The 17,189-nt window shown below is 53.0% G+C and carries 15 protein-coding genes and 2 tRNA genes; 14 read left to right on the plus strand and 3 right to left on the minus strand.

Annotation, left to right across the window (positions count from 1 at the left end; genetic code table 11):
- The gene (gene dacB, locus PYW49_RS09760) at positions 1-1,434 is read right to left on the minus strand and encodes a serine-type D-Ala-D-Ala carboxypeptidase (protein ID WP_320386337.1); all 1,434 of its coding nucleotides are present in this window, start codon (positions 1,432-1,434) and stop codon (positions 1-3) included.
- A 227-nt stretch (positions 1,435-1,661) separates the two neighbouring features.
- On the opposite strand from dacB, the gene greA reads away from it, so the two are divergent.
- Entirely contained in the window at positions 1,662-2,138 is a 477-nt protein-coding gene (gene greA / locus PYW49_RS09765; RefSeq protein WP_134347416.1) for a transcription elongation factor GreA, read from the plus strand.
- Between the two features lie 151 nt (positions 2,139-2,289).
- Here greA and yhbY read toward each other — a convergent pair whose 3' ends face one another.
- Positions 2,290-2,583, minus strand: coding sequence for a ribosome assembly RNA-binding protein YhbY (gene yhbY, locus PYW49_RS09770; RefSeq protein ID WP_003861814.1), 294 nt, complete (start codon positions 2,581-2,583; stop codon positions 2,290-2,292).
- 127 nt (positions 2,584-2,710) lie between these two features.
- Here yhbY and rlmE point away from each other — a divergent pair, with 127 nt between their 5' ends.
- From rlmE to PYW49_RS09800, 6 genes are all read left to right on the plus strand, one after another.
- Positions 2,711-3,337 carry a 23S rRNA (uridine(2552)-2'-O)-methyltransferase RlmE gene (gene rlmE / locus PYW49_RS09775; RefSeq protein WP_010436004.1) on the plus strand — a complete coding sequence of 209 codons (627 nt, stop codon included), beginning with the start codon at positions 2,711-2,713 and terminating at the stop codon, positions 3,335-3,337.
- Positions 3,338-3,439: 102 nt separating this feature from the next.
- The gene (gene ftsH, locus PYW49_RS09780; RefSeq protein ID WP_134347417.1) at positions 3,440-5,374 is read left to right on the plus strand and encodes an ATP-dependent zinc metalloprotease FtsH; all 1,935 of its coding nucleotides are present in this window, start codon (positions 3,440-3,442) and stop codon (positions 5,372-5,374) included.
- A 98-nt stretch (positions 5,375-5,472) separates the two neighbouring features.
- Positions 5,473-6,321, plus strand: a complete 849-nt coding sequence (gene folP, locus PYW49_RS09785; protein WP_134347418.1) for a dihydropteroate synthase — start codon at positions 5,473-5,475, stop codon at positions 6,319-6,321.
- Positions 6,314-7,651, plus strand: a complete 1,338-nt coding sequence (gene glmM / locus PYW49_RS09790) for a phosphoglucosamine mutase (protein ID WP_134347419.1) — start codon at positions 6,314-6,316, stop codon at positions 7,649-7,651. Before folP ends, glmM begins: the two co-directional genes overlap by 8 nt.
- A gap of 223 nt (positions 7,652-7,874) precedes the next feature.
- Positions 7,875-8,207 carry a preprotein translocase subunit SecG gene (secG, locus tag PYW49_RS09795; protein WP_023333590.1) on the plus strand — a complete coding sequence of 111 codons (333 nt, stop codon included), beginning with the start codon at positions 7,875-7,877 and terminating at the stop codon, positions 8,205-8,207.
- Positions 8,208-8,216: 9 nt separating this feature from the next.
- A tRNA-Leu gene (locus PYW49_RS09800) sits at positions 8,217-8,303 on the plus strand.
- 181 nt (positions 8,304-8,484) lie between these two features.
- On the opposite strand, the gene argG is transcribed toward PYW49_RS09800, so the two are convergent.
- Positions 8,485-9,831: an argininosuccinate synthase gene (gene argG, locus PYW49_RS09805; RefSeq protein ID WP_023309336.1), complete on the minus strand. Its 1,347-nt coding sequence runs from the start codon at positions 9,829-9,831 to the stop codon at positions 8,485-8,487.
- A gap of 287 nt (positions 9,832-10,118) precedes the next feature.
- On the opposite strand from argG, the gene PYW49_RS09810 reads away from it, so the two are divergent.
- The 7 genes from PYW49_RS09810 (at position 10,119) to rpsO (ending at position 16,965) form a co-directional block, all read left to right on the plus strand.
- Positions 10,119-10,195: transfer RNA gene (locus PYW49_RS09810), tRNA-Met, on the plus strand.
- Positions 10,196-10,402: 207 nt separating this feature from the next.
- Entirely contained in the window at positions 10,403-10,855 is a 453-nt protein-coding gene (gene rimP, locus PYW49_RS09815; RefSeq protein WP_032639709.1) for a ribosome maturation factor RimP, read from the plus strand.
- 28 nt (positions 10,856-10,883) lie between these two features.
- A complete protein-coding gene (gene nusA, locus PYW49_RS09820; RefSeq protein WP_134347421.1) occupies positions 10,884-12,386 on the plus strand; it encodes a transcription termination factor NusA in 1,503 nt (500 codons plus the stop codon).
- A 24-nt stretch (positions 12,387-12,410) separates the two neighbouring features.
- Entirely contained in the window at positions 12,411-15,098 is a 2,688-nt protein-coding gene (gene infB / locus PYW49_RS09825) for a translation initiation factor IF-2 (RefSeq protein ID WP_134347422.1), read from the plus strand.
- 88 nt (positions 15,099-15,186) lie between these two features.
- Positions 15,187-15,591, plus strand: coding sequence for a 30S ribosome-binding factor RbfA (gene rbfA, locus PYW49_RS09830; protein WP_003024988.1), 405 nt, complete (start codon positions 15,187-15,189; stop codon positions 15,589-15,591).
- Positions 15,591-16,541 (plus strand): tRNA pseudouridine(55) synthase TruB, encoded by a 951-nt coding sequence (gene truB, locus PYW49_RS09835; protein WP_320386338.1) that lies wholly within the window; start codon positions 15,591-15,593, stop codon positions 16,539-16,541. Before rbfA ends, truB begins: the two co-directional genes overlap by 1 nt.
- Before the next feature lie 154 nt (positions 16,542-16,695).
- Complete coding sequence (rpsO, locus tag PYW49_RS09840) at positions 16,696-16,965, plus strand: 30S ribosomal protein S15 (protein WP_003861789.1); 270 nt, start codon at positions 16,696-16,698, stop codon at positions 16,963-16,965.
- Positions 16,966-17,189 lie beyond the last annotated feature (224 nt).

Genomic DNA, 17,189 nt, shown 5'->3' on the forward strand with positions numbered 1-17,189 from the left:
CTAGTTATTCTGATAAATGTCCTTATAGAGCCTGCTTTCGAAGCGAACAAGCGGAATACGACGATTGCGCTGGTCGGTCGGTTCGACGGCATAGCCGGAAAGATACTGCACGAATGCCATGCGTTGTCCGCTGGCGGTAGTGATGAAGCCTGCAAGGTTGTAAACCCCCTGCAGCGAACCGGTTTTGGCGGATACTTTGCCATCCACACCGGCAGCGTGAAGCCCGGCGCGGTACTGCAACGAACCGTCATGGCCGGCCAGTGGCAGCATTGAAATAAAGTTTAGCTCAGTGTCATGCTGTGCAATGTACTGAAGCACTTGCATCATTGTGGCCGGAGAGATCAAATTATGACGCGATAATCCGGATCCATCGACGGCAATGGTATTACCCAGATCGATCCCTGCCTGCTGGCGCAGGATCTGACGAACCGCGTCTGAGCCCGCGCGCCAGGTTCCCGGCACGCCGAAACGCGCGTGACCAATCATGCGGAACACGGTGTCGGCAATCATGTTGTCCGACTTTTTCAGCATAATTCGCAGCAGATCGTGCAGCGGCGGAGACTGTTTGCTGGCGATGACCGTGCCGGGCTGGTTAACCTGCGTCTGACGGAGCAGCGTGCCGGAGTAAGTTATTCCCGCTTGTTTCAGCTCATCTTTCAGAATGGCGCCCGCGTAGCTGGCACCGTCCTGTATCGCAAAGGCCAGCGGCAGCGGATCGGCACGCTGCGTCAGGCAGCCGGTGAGCGTGAAGCGGTTAAGATCGCCTGGCACCACATCCAGTTCGCAATACTGTGCGTCCGGGGAGCCCTTGGCCAGCGTGCGGACCTGGCTAAACATCGTGACCGGGTAGTAAGACGCTACGCGGATAAACGCTAAATCATCTGGCTTTGGCGCGCTGTAAAGCGAAACAGAGAAGCAGTTACGGTCAACAATCGCGGCGGCTGGCGGGGCGCTAAAGCATTGCGTCATATCGTTCCACGGCCAGCCTGGGGCTTTATCGTGGCTGGCGAAAATGGACGTGTCTATCAGCACATTGCCATCAATCTTCTGCACGCCAGTTTTTTTCAGCACCGCAACCATATTGCGGATATCCTGGCGTTTAAAGGTCGGGTCACCGCCGAAGCGGGCGATAAGATCGCCTTTCAGTTCGCCACCCTCGACGTTACCTTTCGTCTCGAGTGTGGTGGTAAACCGGAAGTCAGGCCCGAGCTGGAGCAGGGCGGCGAGGGCAGTGATCACCTTTTGGGTACTGGCAGGCAGCGCCATCTGTTGACTGTGATAGTCAATCTCGGGAGCCTGTGCGCCAACCTTCTGCACCATCAGGGCCAGGTTCGCGCCTGCGGGGAGCTGATTAATGTACTCATCAACATTCGCGGCCTGGGCGGTGAACGTTATACTGGTAGTCAATCCGATGATAAATCTGGAAAATCGCATAATCTCGCGCTAACAACCCGAAAACAAACCGTCATACTACGGTGCATAGCACTGCAAAGTAAACGATGACCCATAGTGAACTTCGCGGTAAAATGCATATCAAATTGAAAATTGCTGCTGACCTGGGGCGTTGCTCCCGGGTCGGTTTTCTTTTTGCTTCTGGCCTGCTCATGAGGGCCGGGGCAGGGAACACTGCTCCCAACAGGAATGTTTAAGAGGTATAACAAATGCAAGCTATTCCGATGACCTTACGTGGTGCCGAAAAACTGCGCGAAGAGCTGGATTTCCTGAAATCCGTTCGTCGCCCTGAAATCATCGCCGCTATCGCGGATGCGCGTGAGCATGGCGACCTGAAAGAGAACGCTGAATACCACGCCGCGCGTGAGCAGCAGGGCTTCTGTGAAGGGCGTATTAAAGATATCGAAGCAAAACTGTCCAACGCGCAGGTTATTGATATCACTAAGATGCCTAATAATGGCCGCGTGATTTTCGGTTCAACCGTTACCGTGCTGAACCTGGACAGCGACGAAGAGCAGACATATCGCATCGTGGGTGATGATGAAGCAGACTTCAAACAGAACCTGATTTCGGTGAACTCGCCGATTGCTCGTGGCCTGATTGGCAAAGAGCAGGACGATGTTGTCACCATCCGCACCCCTGGTGGTGAAGTGGAATACGAAATTATCAAGGTCGAATACCTGTAATTCGCCTCTCTGCTAAGATGTTGATACATTGTAAAGAAAAGAAAAAGGCCGCATAGCGGCCTTTTAACAACTTAAGGAGCATGGCATTTTGCTCACCTGCTGACAGAAATCCCTCGTTTAACACAGAAAATGTGTTTGATTCAGGATATCCTTAGCGTGGCAGCGAGATTTTGCGCTCTTTAGATGGGCGATAGAGCACCAGCGTTTTACCGATGACCTGTACATTACAGGCACCGGTTTCGCGCACGATGGCTTCCACGATCAGGTTTTTAGTGTCTCTGTCTTCAGAGGCGATTTTCACCTTGATCAGCTCGTGGTGTTCCAGCGCTTGTTCAATCTCGGCAAGCACCCCTTCGGTCAAACCATTGTTGCCAAGCATAACTACAGGCTTGAGCGGATGTGCCAGACCTTTAAGGTGCTGTTTTTGTTTAGTACTCAGATTCATCGTATATTTTTGCTTACGTTGGGATTGAAAACGGTTCATTCTACCGCCATCTCCCTAATATCGCCAAACAGCAGCGTAGAAATTTACGCCAAAGGTAAGTAACGATGAACCCGGACGGAAATGTTAAATGACAGGTAAAAAGCGTTCTGCCAGTTCCAGCCGCTGGCTTCAGGAACACTTTAGCGATAAATATGTTCTTCAGGCGCAGAAAAAGGGGTTACGTTCCCGCGCCTGGTTTAAACTTGATGAAATACAGCAAAGTGACAAACTTTTTAAGCCGGGGATGACGGTTGTCGACCTCGGTGCAGCACCTGGCGGATGGTCCCAGTATGCGGTAACGCAGATCGGTGGAGCGGGCCGAATCATCGCATGCGATCTTTTACCAATGGATCCCATCGTCGGTGTCGACTTCCTTCAGGGCGACTTTCGTGATGAATTAGTACTGAAAGCGTTACTTGAACGTGTGGGTGACAGTAAGGTTCAGGTTGTCATGTCTGATATGGCACCAAATATGTGCGGAACACCGGCGGTGGATATCCCCCGCGGCATGTATCTGGTGGAGCTAGCGTTAGAAATGTGTCGTGATGTACTAGCGCCTGGTGGTAGTTTTGTTGTGAAGGTGTTTCAGGGCGAAGGTTTCGAGGAGTACCTTAAGGAAATTCGCTCCCTGTTTGCGAAGGTCAAAGTTCGTAAGCCGGACTCTTCCCGGGCCCGTTCCCGAGAAGTGTATATTGTAGCGACCGGGCGAAAATGATAACCGGTGGATTTCAGGCGAAAGTTTGAATGAAACTGGATATAGAGTATCCTGACGCTGTTTTTAACACAGTTGTAATATGAGGTTAATCCCTTGAGTGACATGGCGAAAAACCTAATACTCTGGCTGGTCATTGCCGTTGTGCTGATGTCAGTATTCCAGAGCTTTGGGCCCAGCGAGTCGAATGGCCGCAAGGTGGATTATTCTACCTTCCTGCAGGAGGTCAATCAGGACCAGGTTCGCGAAGCGCGTATCAACGGACGTGAGATCAACGTTACCAAGAAAGATAGTAACCGTTACACGACTTACATCCCGGTGAACGATCCTAAGCTGCTTGATAACCTTCTGACTAAAAACGTCAAGGTGGTAGGTGAGCCGCCAGAAGAACCAAGCCTGCTGGCTTCTATCTTCATTTCCTGGTTCCCAATGCTGCTTCTTATCGGCGTCTGGATCTTCTTTATGCGCCAGATGCAGGGCGGCGGTGGCAAAGGTGCCATGTCGTTCGGTAAGAGCAAGGCGCGTATGCTGACGGAAGACCAGATCAAGACCACGTTCGCTGACGTCGCCGGGTGTGACGAAGCGAAAGAAGAGGTTGCTGAACTGGTTGAATACCTGCGCGAGCCGAGCCGTTTCCAGAAACTGGGCGGTAAGATCCCGAAAGGCGTGCTGATGGTTGGCCCTCCGGGTACCGGTAAAACCTTGCTGGCGAAAGCTATCGCGGGTGAAGCGAAGGTGCCGTTCTTTACTATTTCAGGTTCTGACTTCGTAGAAATGTTCGTGGGTGTCGGTGCATCTCGTGTGCGTGACATGTTCGAGCAGGCCAAGAAGGCAGCACCGTGCATTATCTTCATCGATGAAATCGACGCCGTTGGCCGCCAGCGTGGCGCAGGTCTGGGGGGTGGTCACGATGAACGCGAGCAGACGCTGAACCAGATGCTGGTTGAGATGGACGGCTTCGAAGGTAACGAAGGTATCATCGTTATCGCAGCAACTAACCGTCCAGACGTACTTGACCCCGCTCTGCTGCGTCCAGGCCGTTTCGACCGTCAGGTTGTGGTCGGTCTGCCGGATGTTCGCGGTCGTGAACAGATTCTGAAAGTCCATATGCGTCGCGTACCGCTGGCGCCAGATATCGACGCGGCAATCATTGCGCGCGGTACTCCGGGCTTCTCCGGTGCGGACCTGGCTAACCTGGTCAACGAAGCAGCACTGTTTGCCGCTCGCGGTAACAAACGCGTCGTGTCGATGGTGGAGTTCGAGAAAGCGAAAGACAAGATCATGATGGGTGCGGAACGCCGCTCCATGGTGATGACGGAAGCGCAGAAAGAGTCCACGGCATACCACGAAGCGGGTCACGCGATTATCGGTCGTCTGGTACCGGAACACGATCCGGTGCATAAGGTGACGATTATTCCGCGCGGACGTGCGTTGGGTGTCACTTTCTTCCTGCCTGAGGGCGACGCGATTAGCGCCAGCCGTCAGAAACTGGAAAGTCAGATTTCTACCCTCTACGGTGGTCGTCTGGCAGAAGAGATTATCTACGGTGTTGAACATGTTTCTACCGGTGCGTCCAACGACATTAAAGTTGCGACAAACCTGGCGCGTAACATGGTGACGCAGTGGGGCTTCTCCGACAAACTCGGTCCGCTGCTGTACGCAGAGGAAGAGGGCGAAGTATTCCTGGGCCGTTCTGTGGCGAAAGCGAAACATATGTCCGATGAGACGGCACGTATCATCGATCAGGAAGTGAAATCTCTGGTTGAGCGTAACTATGCACGTGCTCGCCAGATCCTGAATGACAATATGGACATCCTGCATTCGATGAAAGATGCACTCATGAAATATGAGACCATCGATGCACCGCAGATTGACGACCTGATGGCGCGCCGCGAAGTGCGTCCGCCAGCAGGCTGGGAAGACCCAGGCGCTTCCAATAATTCTGACAACAATGGCACCCCGCGTGCGCCGCGTCCGGTTGATGAACCGCGTACGCCAAACCCGGGCAATACCATGTCAGAACAGTTGGGCGATAAGTAAGTCACTGCTGTTGAAGCATTTGTCCGTACCTCAAACCCTGGAGCTTGCTCCGGGGTTTTTCATTTCTGTTTAACCATATAGATACCAGGGATTTCGCCATGAAATTATTCGCCCAGGACTCGCATCTCGATCTTTCACATCCTCATGTGATGGGGATCCTGAATGTTACCCCTGACTCCTTCTCTGACGGCGGCACGCATAACACGCTTATTGAGGCGGTTAAGCACGCAAATTTAATGATTAATGCGGGTGCCACCATCATTGACGTTGGCGGCGAATCGACGCGTCCGGGGGCCGCTGACGTGTCTGTGGAAGAAGAACTGGCGCGCGTGGTACCGGTGGTTGAAGCGATTGCACAACGTTTCGAAGTATGGATCTCCGTCGACACTTCCAAACCTGAGGTGATTCGTGAAGTGGCGAGAGTAGGTGCTCATATTATCAATGATATTCGTTCACTCACCGAGCCGGGCGCGATTGAAGCAGCAGCGGAAACCGGGCTGCCAGTTTGTCTGATGCATATGCAGGGCCAGCCGAAAACCATGCAGGAAGCGCCTAAGTATGACGATGTCTATGCCGACGTGAATCGCTTCTTTATTGAGCATATTGCGCGCTGTGAACGTGCAGGTATCCCAAAAGAGAAATTGCTGCTCGACCCGGGGTTCGGTTTCGGTAAAAATCTCTCACACAATTATGCGCTGCTTGCGCGCTTATCGGAATTTCATCACTTTGGCCTGCCGTTACTGGTGGGGATGTCGAGAAAGTCGATGATTGGTCAGTTACTGAATGTTGGGCCAGGTGAACGGCTGAGTGGTAGTCTGGCCTGCGCGGTGATTGCGGCAATGCAAGGCGCACACATTATTCGTGTCCATGACGTCAAAGAAACAGTAGAAGCCATGCGGGTGGTGGAAGCCACACTGGCAGCGAAGGAAAACAAACGCTATGAGTAATCGTAAATATTTTGGTACCGATGGTATCCGTGGGCGTGTAGGCGATGCTCCCATCACCCCTGATTTTGTTCTGAAGCTCGGCTGGGCTGCTGGCAAGGTACTGGCGCGTCATGGTTCCCGTAAGATCATTATCGGTAAAGATACCCGTATTTCGGGCTATATGCTGGAATCTGCGCTGGAAGCCGGTCTCGCGGCGGCTGGACTGTCTGCCTCCTTTACGGGCCCAATGCCAACGCCTGCGGTTGCATATCTGACCCGTACCTTCCGTGCGGAAGCGGGGATTGTCATCTCGGCTTCTCACAACCCGTTCTATGATAACGGCATCAAGTTCTTCTCTATCGATGGCACCAAGCTGCCGGATGAAGTGGAGGAAGCAATTGAAGCCGAAATGGAAAAAGAGATCACCTGTGTTGATTCCGCAGAGCTGGGTAAAGCGAACCGTATTGTCGATGCGGCGGGCCGTTATATCGAATTCTGTAAAGGCACCTTCCCAAATGAGCTGAGCCTGGCGCACCTTAAAATTGTGGTGGACTGTGCAAATGGCGCGACCTATCACATCGCCCCGAATGTTTTCCGCGAGCTGGGCGCGAAGGTGATCACCATCGGCTGCGAGCCGGATGGTCTGAACATTAACGAGCAGGTCGGTGCAACTGACGTTCGTGCCCTGCAGGCGCGGGTTCTGGCTGAAAAAGCCGATCTGGGCATTGCGCTGGACGGCGACGGTGACCGCGTGATCATGGTCGACCACGAAGGTAATAAAGTCGACGGTGATCAGATCCTTTATATCATCGCGCGTGAGGGCCTGCGTCAGGGTCAGCTGCGCGGCGGCGCCGTCGGTACCCTGATGAGTAACATGGGCCTGGAGCTGGCGCTGAAACAGCTCGGTATTCCGTTTGTCCGCGCAAAAGTGGGTGACCGCTATGTGCTGGAAAAACTGCAGGAGAAGGGCTGGCGTATCGGTGCGGAAAACTCGGGTCACGTGATCCTGCTCGACAAAACCACCACAGGAGATGGCATCGTGGCCGCGCTGCAGGTGGTTGCCGCAATGGCACGCAACCATATGAGCCTGCACGACCTCTGCAGCGGGATGAAAATGTTCCCTCAGCTCCTGGTGAACGTGCGCTTCACTGCGGGCAAAGGCGATCCGCTGGAAAATGAGAACGTGAAAGCAGTAATGGCTGACGTTGAAGCGGCCCTGGGTAATCGTGGACGCGTGCTGCTGCGTAAGTCCGGTACCGAACCGCTGATCCGCGTCATGGTCGAAGGGGAAGACGAAGCGCAGGTCACTGAGTTCGCACACCGCATTGCGGATGCTGTAAAAGCTGCATAATCTTGCACGCTAAATGTTTAAAAAGGCGGCTTTTGTCGCCTTTGTTTTAAGCAATTAATGGCTTTTTGCTGTTTTTTTCCGCAGTTGATACAATGCGTCAAAAATGCCCTTGCGAAGGCCATTCGCTTTGGTTAGTATTCACACCCGCTTCAGTGGGAAACAAAAATCCTGCTAATTGGTCGAAGCATTGGTATGCGGCAAATCCGCAAGGAACAGGTTGATTATGTACGAAGCTCTTTTAGTTATTTTCCTTATTGTAGCCATCGCTCTCGTAGCGCTGATTATGCTGCAGCAAGGTAAAGGCGCTGATATGGGAGCCTCCTTCGGAGCAGGCGCTTCCGGTACGCTGTTTGGTTCAAGTGGTTCTGCGAACTTCATGACCCGCACAACGGCGATTCTGGCTACGCTGTTCTTCATCATCAGTCTGGTGCTTGGCAATATCAATAGCAACAAGACCAGCAAAGGAAGCGAGTGGGAAAATCTGAGCGCGCCAGCTAAAACTGAGCAGACTCAGCCAGCTGCACCGGCTAAGCCGACCAGCGATATCCCGCACTAAGTATTCTGTACCGAGGTGGTGGAATTGGTAGACACGCTACCTTGAGGTGGTAGTGCCCTAACGGGCTTGTGGGTTCGAGTCCCATCCTCGGTACCAATATTCCAGAAGAAAGACGTCGAAAGACGTCTTTTTTTTCGTCTGTAGTTTGTGATTTTGTAGGGCGGGTAAGCGTAGCGCCACCCGCCGTTTCGCCCGGCGGCGCGATGCTTGCCGGGCCTACGAAAACCCGACAACAAAAAAGGCGCCTTCAGGCGCCTTTTGCATTTCGGTACAGTGATTACTTCTTATCGCTGTGTTCCAGGTTTTCAACCTGCGGCAGGCCGTTACCAGAGTTTGCAGAGAGCAGGCCATTCTCAACATAGTTGAACAGCTTCTCACGGGTATCGGTGATATCCAGGTTACGCATGGTCAGCTGACCAATACGATCGTCCGGCGAGAACACGGATTCACCTTTCTCCATGGTCAGACGCTCTGCTTTATAGGTCAGGTTGTCAGACACGGTATTCAGGATGGAGTAGTCGTTACCGCGACGCAGTTCCAGGGTGACTTCACCGGTGATCGCACTTGCGACCCAACGCTGCAGCGCATCACGCAGCATCAGCGCCTGTGGATCGAACCAGCGGCCCTGATACAGCAGTTTACCCAACTGACGGCCATGAGAGTGATATTGCTCGATGGTGTCTTCGTTGTGAATACCAGTCAGCAGACGCTCGTAAGCGATGTGCAGCAGTGCCATTCCCGGAGCTTCATAGATGCCGCGGCTTTTCGCTTCGATGATACGGTTTTCAATCTGATCGCTCATGCCCAGACCGTGACGACCACCAATACGGTTAGCTTCCAGCATCAGCTCAACATCATCAGAGAATGTTTTACCGTTCAGTGCAACCGGATGGCCGCGCTCGAAACGAACGGTCACTTCTTCGGCCTGGATTTTGACATTCTCGTCCCAGAACTTCACGCCCATGATCGGGTTAACGATCTTCACGCTGGAGTTCAGGAACTCCAGGTCTTTTGCTTCGTGCGTCGCACCCAGCATGTTGGAGTCGGTGGAGTACGCTTTCTCTACGGACATCTTATAGTCAAAACCACAGGCGATCATGAACTCGGACATCTCATGACGACCACCCAGCTCGTCGATGAAGTCAGTATCCAGCCACGGTTTGTAGATCTGCAATTCGGCGTTGGTCAGCAGGCCATAACGATAGAAGCGTTCGATATCGTTACCTTTATAGGTACTACCGTCACCCCAGATGTTCACGCCGTCTTCTTTCATGGCGGCAACCAGCATGGTGCCGGTGACTGCACGGCCCAGCGGAGTGGTGTTGAAATAGGTCAGGCCGCCGGTGGTGTTATGGAAAGCACCACACTGAATAGCCGCGATACCTTCAGCGACCAGTTGCTTACGGCAGTCAATCAGGCGCGCGTTCTCTGCACCGTACTCTTTAGCGCGACGAGGAATAGCATCATAGTCGTCCTCGTCCGGCTGACCCAGGTTCGCAGTATATGCATACGGAACCGCTCCCTTCTGGCGCATCCACAGCAGTGCAGCGCTGGTATCCAGGCCGCCTGAGAAAGCGATGCCAATACGTTGTCCTACCGGAAGATGCTTGAGAATCGTCGTCATAGAATAAAACCCTGCTTGATTGACTGATTAGAGACCGCTTTCGCTCTCTTGTGCATTTTTATGCAAAATAAGTGAGTATTCATTTAATCATCTTTTGGCGAAGACCGGAAGAGACTCGTGCGTTTTTTGTAAAAATTTTGGTCTGATTGATCTGGCGGAAGTCGCCTTGACAGGTGGGGTCAACTATCAATATACTAAACGCCGATTTTACGTCCCGTCTTCGGTACCAAATCCCAGCATTATTTGCAAATTCTGTCCAAAACGCGTAGAATTTGCCACGTTTCAGGCGCGGGGTGGAGCAGCCTGGTAGCTCGTCGGGCTCATAACCCGAAGGTCGTCGGTTCAAATCCGGCCCCCGCAACCACTTTCCCATAAAGTTCTTTTTCAAATATACTGTGAAGACTTAGAGCCTTCGTAGCTGGATTTGAAAAAATTCTTTCGGAGAGTGCTCCAGGCCACAGTTGTGGCTATAGGGTTCAGTTATCTAAAGCCCCGATTTATCGGGGTTTTTTGTTATCTGACTACAGAATAACTGGGCTTTACGCCCTTTTTTTATGTCTTGGGGGTGGGCTTGTCCACATTAGAGCAAAAATTAACAGAGATGATTACTGCACCGGTCGAAGCACTGGGCTACGAACTGGTCGGCATCGAATTCGTTCGCGGCCGTACATCGACGCTGCGCATCTATATTGATAGTGAAGATGGCATCAATGTTGATGATTGTGCTGATGTTAGCCACCAGGTGAGTGCGGTTCTTGATGTTGAAGATCCGATTACCGTTGCGTACAACCTGGAAGTTTCCTCACCTGGCCTCGATCGCCCGATGTTCACGGCCGAGCACTATGTGCGCTTTACCGGTGAAGAAGTGGCTCTCGTTCTGCGTATGGCCGTACAGAACCGCCGTAAATGGCAGGGAATTATCAAAGCCGTTGATGGTGAAATGATCACGGTGACAGTCGACGGCAAAGATGAAGTGTTCGCGCTGAGTAATATCCAGAAGGCGAACCTGGTTCCCCACTTTTAACAGTCTGGATTGAGGTGAAAAGCCCGCGATGAACAAAGAAATTTTGGCTGTTGTTGAAGCCGTCTCCAACGAGAAATCACTGCCGCGTGAGAAGATTTTCGAAGCGCTGGAAAGTGCACTGGCTACAGCAACCAAGAAAAAATACGAACAAGAGATCGATGTTCGCGTAGAAATCGATCGTAAAAGCGGTGACTTCGATACTTTCCGTCGTTGGGTAATCGTAGAAGAAGTGACCCAGCCGACTAAAGAGATCACGCTGGAAGCAGCACGTTATGAAGACGAAAGTCTGAACGTGGGTGAGTATGTTGAAGACCAGATTGAATCTGTCACCTTCGACCGTATCACCACCCAGACCGCGAAGCAGGTTATCGTGCAGAAAGTGCGCGAAGCTGAGCGCGCGCTGGTTGTCGATCAGTTCCGCGATCAGGAAGGCGAAATCATCACGGGCGTGGTGAAGAAAGTGAACCGCGACAACATCTCTCTGGAGATCAAATCCGAAGGGTTGCCGGGTAACGCTGAAGCCGTGATCCTGCGTGAAGATATGCTGCCGCGTGAAAACTTCCGTCCAGGCGACCGTATCCGTGGTGTTCTGTATGCCGTCCGCCCTGAAGCGCGTGGTGCACAGCTGTTCGTGACCCGTTCTAAACCAGAAATGCTGGTTGAACTGTTCCGTATCGAAGTACCGGAAATCGGCGAAGAAGTTATCGAGATTAAAGCGGCGGCTCGCGATCCGGGCTCCCGTGCGAAAATTGCGGTGAAAACCAACGACAAGCGTATCGACCCGGTCGGTGCTTGCGTCGGTATGCGCGGTGCGCGTGTCCAGGCAGTTTCTACTGAGCTGGGCGGCGAACGTATTGATATCGTTCTGTGGGATGACAACCCGGCACAGTTCGTGATCAACGCAATGGCTCCAGCTGATGTGGCGTCTATCGTTGTTGACGAAGACAAACACACCATGGATATCGCTGTTGAAGCGGGCAACCTGGCGCAGGCAATCGGCCGTAACGGTCAGAACGTACGCCTGGCGTCGCAGCTGAGCGGCTGGGAACTCAACGTTATGACCGTTGATGACCTGCAGGCTAAGCATCAGGCTGAAGCCCATGCGGCGATCGATACCTTCACTAAATACCTGGATATTGACGAAGATTTCGCCACTGTTCTGGTTGAAGAAGGTTTCTCTACGCTGGAAGAACTGGCCTATGTGCCAATGAAAGAGCTGCTGGAAATTGACGGTCTGGATGAACAGACTGTTGAAGCCCTGCGTGAACGCGCTAAAAACGCACTGACCACCCTGGCACTGGCTCAGGAAGAAAGCCTTGGCGATAAGAAGCCGGCTGATGACCTGCTGAATCTGGAAGGTCTTGATCGTGCGATTGCGTTCAAGCTGGCTGCCCGTGGTGTTTGTACGCTGGAAGATCTCGCTGAGCAAGGCGTTGATGACCTGGCTGATATCGACGGTTTAACCGACGAGAAAGCCGGCGAGCTCATCATGGCCGCACGTAATATTTGCTGGTTCGGCGACGAAGCGTAATAAACTGTAGCAGGAAGGAACAGCATGACTGATGTAACTGTAAAATCGCTGGCTGCTGAGATTCAGACCTCCGTGGACCGCCTGGTACAGCAATTTGCTGATGCAGGGATCCCGAAGTCCGCTGATGACTCGGTGACCGCGCAAGAAAAACAAACCTTGTTAACGCACCTGAACCGTGAACACGGTTCTACGCCTGACAAGTTAACGCTGCAGCGCAAAACGCGTAGCACGTTAAACATCCCTGGTACCGGTGGCAAAAGCAAATCGGTACAAATTGAAGTCCGCAAGACGCGCACCTTTGTAAAACGTGATCCGCAAGAGGCAGAACGCCTTGCCGCGGAAGAGCAGGCACAGCGTGAAGCGGAAGAACAAGCTCAGCGTGAGGCGGAAGCAACCGCCAAACGTGAAGCAGAATTAAAAGCTGAACGTGAGGCCGCAGAAAAAGCGAAACGCGACGCAAGTGATAAAGTGAAGCGTGACGCTGCGGAAAAAGACAAAGTGAGCAATCAACAGACCGACGAAATGACAAAAACCGCCCAGGCTGAAAAAGCCCGCCGTGAAAATGAAGCTGCCGAGCTGAAGCGTAAAGCGGAAGAAGAAGCCCGCCGTAAGCTTGAAGAAGAAGCTCGCCGTGTGGCTGAAGAAGCGCGCCGTATGGCAGAAGAAAACGAGAAAAATGGTGTGAATACCGCTGAACCGACTGAAGATACCAGCGATTATCACGTGACCACCTCTCAGCACGCGCGTCAGGCTGAAGACGACAACGACCGTGAAGTTGAAGGTGGTCGCGGCCGTACTCGCAGTACTAAAGCTGCGCGCCCTGCGAAAAAAGGCAATAAGCACGCTGAATCCAAAGCTGACCGTGAAGAAGCACGCGCTGCCGTTCGCGGTGGTAAAGGCGGCAAGCGTAAAGGTTCCGCTCTGCAGCAGAGCTTCCAGAAGCCAGCTCAGGCCGTAAACCGTGATGTCGTGATCGGCGAAACCATCACCGTTGGCGATCTGGCGAACAAGATGGCAGTCAAAGGCTCTCAGGTCATCAAAGCGATGATGAAACTGGGCGCCATGGCAACCATCAACCAGGTTATCGATCAGGAAACCGCACAGCTGGTTGCCGAAGAGATGGGCCATAAAGTTATCCTGCGTCGTGAAAACGAGCTGGAAGAAGCAGTAATGAGCGACCGTGACACAGGTGCTGCGGCTGAACCGCGTGCACCGGTTGTGACCATCATGGGTCACGTTGACCACGGTAAAACCTCTCTGCTTGACTATATTCGTTCTACTAAGGTTGCCTCTGGTGAAGCGGGTGGTATTACCCAGCACATCGGTGCTTACCACGTAGAAACAGAAAATGGCATGATCACCTTCCTGGATACCCCAGGCCACGCAGCGTTTACCTCAATGCGTGCTCGTGGTGCTCAGGCTACGGATATCGTTGTACTGGTTGTTGCAGCAGATGATGGCGTGATGCCACAGACCATCGAAGCTATTCAGCACGCGAAAGCGGCGCAGGTGCCTTTGGTTGTTGCAGTCAACAAAATCGATAAGCCAGAAGCCGATATGGACCGCGTGAAGAACGAACTGTCTCAGTACGGCGTTATGCCGGAAGAGTGGGGCGGTGAAGCGCAGTTCATCCCAGTATCTGCAAAAGCGGGTACCGGTATCGACGACCTGCTGAATGCTATCCTGCTGCAGGCTGAAGTTCTGGAGCTGAAAGCGATCCGTAATGGTATGGCGAGCGGCGCGGTGATCGAATCCTTCCTGGATAAAGGTCGTGGTCCGGTTGCAACTGTTCTGGTTCGCGAAGGTACGCTGAACAAGGGCGACATCGTTCTGTGTGGCTTCGAATACGGCCGCGTTCGTGCGATGCGTAACGAACTGGGTCAGGAAGTGCTGGAAGCGGGTCCGTCCATTCCTGTGGAAATCCTGGGTCTGTCCGGTGTTCCGGCTGCTGGTGACGAAGTGACCGTTGTGCGTGACGAGAAGAAAGCGCGTGAAGTGGCACTGTATCGTCAGGGCAAATTCCGTGAAGTTAAACTGGCTCGTCAGCAGAAATCTAAACTCGAGAACATGTTTGCTAACATGACCGAGGGTGAAGTTCACGAAGTGAACGTTGTTCTGAAAGCCGACGTTCAGGGTTCTGTGGAAGCGATCTCCGACTCCTTGCTGAAACTGTCTACTGACGAAGTTAAAGTGAAGATCATCGGTTCTGGCGTAGGTGGTATCACCGAAACTGACGCCACCCTGGCTGCTGCATCCAACGCGATCTTGGTTGGCTTCAACGTTCGTGCGGATGCGTCTGCGCGTAAAGTGATTGAAGCCGAAAGCCTGGATCTGCGTTACTACTCCGTCATCTATAACCTGATCGACGAAGTGAAAGCAGCGATGAGCGGCATGCTGTCTCCTGAGCTGAAACAGCAGATCATCGGTCTGGCTGAAGTGCGTGACGTGTTCAAATCACCGAAATTCGGTGCGATCGCGGGCTGTATGGTTACCGAAGGTAACATCAAGCGTCACAATCCAATCCGCGTCCTGCGCGACAACGTGGTTATCTATGAAGGCGAGCTGGAATCCCTGCGCCGCTTCAAAGATGACGTCAACGAAGTCCGTAACGGCATGGAATGTGGTATCGGCGTGAAGAACTACAACGACGTTCGCGTTGGCGATATGATCGAAGTGTTCGAGATCATCGAAATTCAGCGTACTATTGCATAATGACTGATGTCGGCCGGGAACGCCTCGCGCCACCCGGCAATAATTTTAAAAAGGGGCTTTAGCCCCTTTTTTGTCTGGAGAATTTATTATGGCGAAAGAATTTGGTCGCCCACAGCGCGTAGCGCAGGAAATGCAGAAAGAGATCGCACTTATTCTGCAACGTGAAATTAAAGACCCACGCGTCGGCATGATGACCACCGTTTCCGGTGTGGAAATGTCCCGTGACCTGGCCTATGCCAAAGTGTTCGTCACCTTCCTGAACGATCAGGACGAAGCAGCAGTGAAAAACGGCATTAAAGCGCTGCAGGAAGCTTCTGGTTTCATCCGCTCTCTGCTCGGCAAAGCGATGCGCCTGCGTATCGTGCCTGAACTGACCTTCTTCTACGACAACTCGCTGGTCGAAGGTATGCGTATGTCCAACCTGGTGACCAGCGTGGTTAAACATGACGACGAGCGTCGTGTTAACCCGGCGGACGACAGCAAGGAGGACTAATGAGTCGTCCTCGTCGTCGTGGTCGCGACGTGCATGGTGTGCTGCTGCTGGATAAACCCCAGGGCGCTTCCAGCAACGACGTGCTGCAAAAAGTTAAGCGTATTTATAACGCCAACCGTGCGGGCCACACCGGCGCGCTCGATCCGCTGGCAACCGGTATGCTGCCGGTCTGCCTGGGAGAGGCGACAAAGTTTTCCCAGTACCTGCTCGACTCCGATAAGCGTTACCGCGTCATCGCGAAACTGGGCCAGCGCACGGATACCTCCGACGCGGATGGCCAGGTGGTAGAAGAGCGTCCGGTGACGTTCAGCGCGGAACAGCTTGATGCTGCGCTGGAGAGTTTCCGTGGGGACACGATGCAGGTGCCGTCGATGTATTCGGCACTGAAATATCAGGGAAAAAAACTCTACGAATATGCGCGCCAGGGCATTGAGGTCCCGCGTGAAGCCCGTCCGATAACCGTGTATGAGCTGCTGTTTATTCGCCACGAAGGTGACGAACTGGAGCTGGAAGTACACTGTTCGAAAGGGACCTATATTCGCACCATTATCGACGACCTCGGGGAAAAGCTGGGCTGCGGCGCGCATGTGATTTACCTGCGCCGCCTTGCTGTGAGCAAGTACCCGGTGGAGCGGATGGTGACCCTGGAAAAGCTGTGCGAGCTGGTTGAGCAGGCACAAGTTCAGGGGATTGCACCGGCAGATTTGCTCGATCCACTGCTGATGCCGATGGACAGTCCGGCAGCAGACTTCCCGGTCGTTAATCTTCCTTTAACATCGTCCGTTTACTTTAAGAACGGTAATCCGGTTCGTACGGCGCAAGCGCCGCTGGAAGGACTGGTCCGCGTCACCGAAGGTGACGAAGGCAAGTTCATCGGGATGGGCGAAATGGATGGCGAAGGGCGCGTTGCGCCGCGTCGTCTGGTCGTCGAATATCCGGTCGAAGCGTGACGGTGATAACGGCTCACCTTGCGATAAGCAGGGGAGACGAGTAGAATATCGCCGCTTAACGCCTGGTAAATTGTTTAACAATCTGCGAGGCGTACATGGGGTCGCTGAATTAGAGATCGGCACCCTTACATTCTTTATACTTTGGAGTTTGAAAATGTCTCTAAGCGTTGAAGCTAAAGCTAAAATCGTTTCTGAGTTTGGTCGTGGTACTAACGACAGCGGTTCTACCGAAGTTCAGGTTGCACTGCTGACTGCACAGATTAACCACCTGCAGGGTCACTTTGCAGAGCACAAAAAAGATCACCACAGCCGTCGTGGTCTGCTGCGTATGGTTTCTCAGCGTCGTAAACTGCTCGACTACCTGAAACGTAAAGATGTTGCACGCTACACCGCGCTGATCGAGCGTCTGGGTCTGCGTCGCTAAGTCTTGCGAGTTTCAGAAAAGGGGGCCTGATGGCCCCTTTTTTCAACCAGACGGCAGCAATTCACTGGAAACTATTGTATTGTTGCTATAAATGATCTTCATTGCAGAGGTTCGCGCGGCTAATGAGAGGCTTCACCCATGGGGGTGTTGGTTGTCATTAGTCGCGAGGATGCGAAGAAGGTCGGGTTAAATCGACAGCACACCGGTGGTGTGCTGTCAAACAT

The sequence above is a fragment of the Enterobacter chinensis genome (genome assembly GCF_034008295.1).
Lineage (GTDB): Bacteria > Pseudomonadota > Gammaproteobacteria > Enterobacterales > Enterobacteriaceae > Enterobacter > Enterobacter chinensis.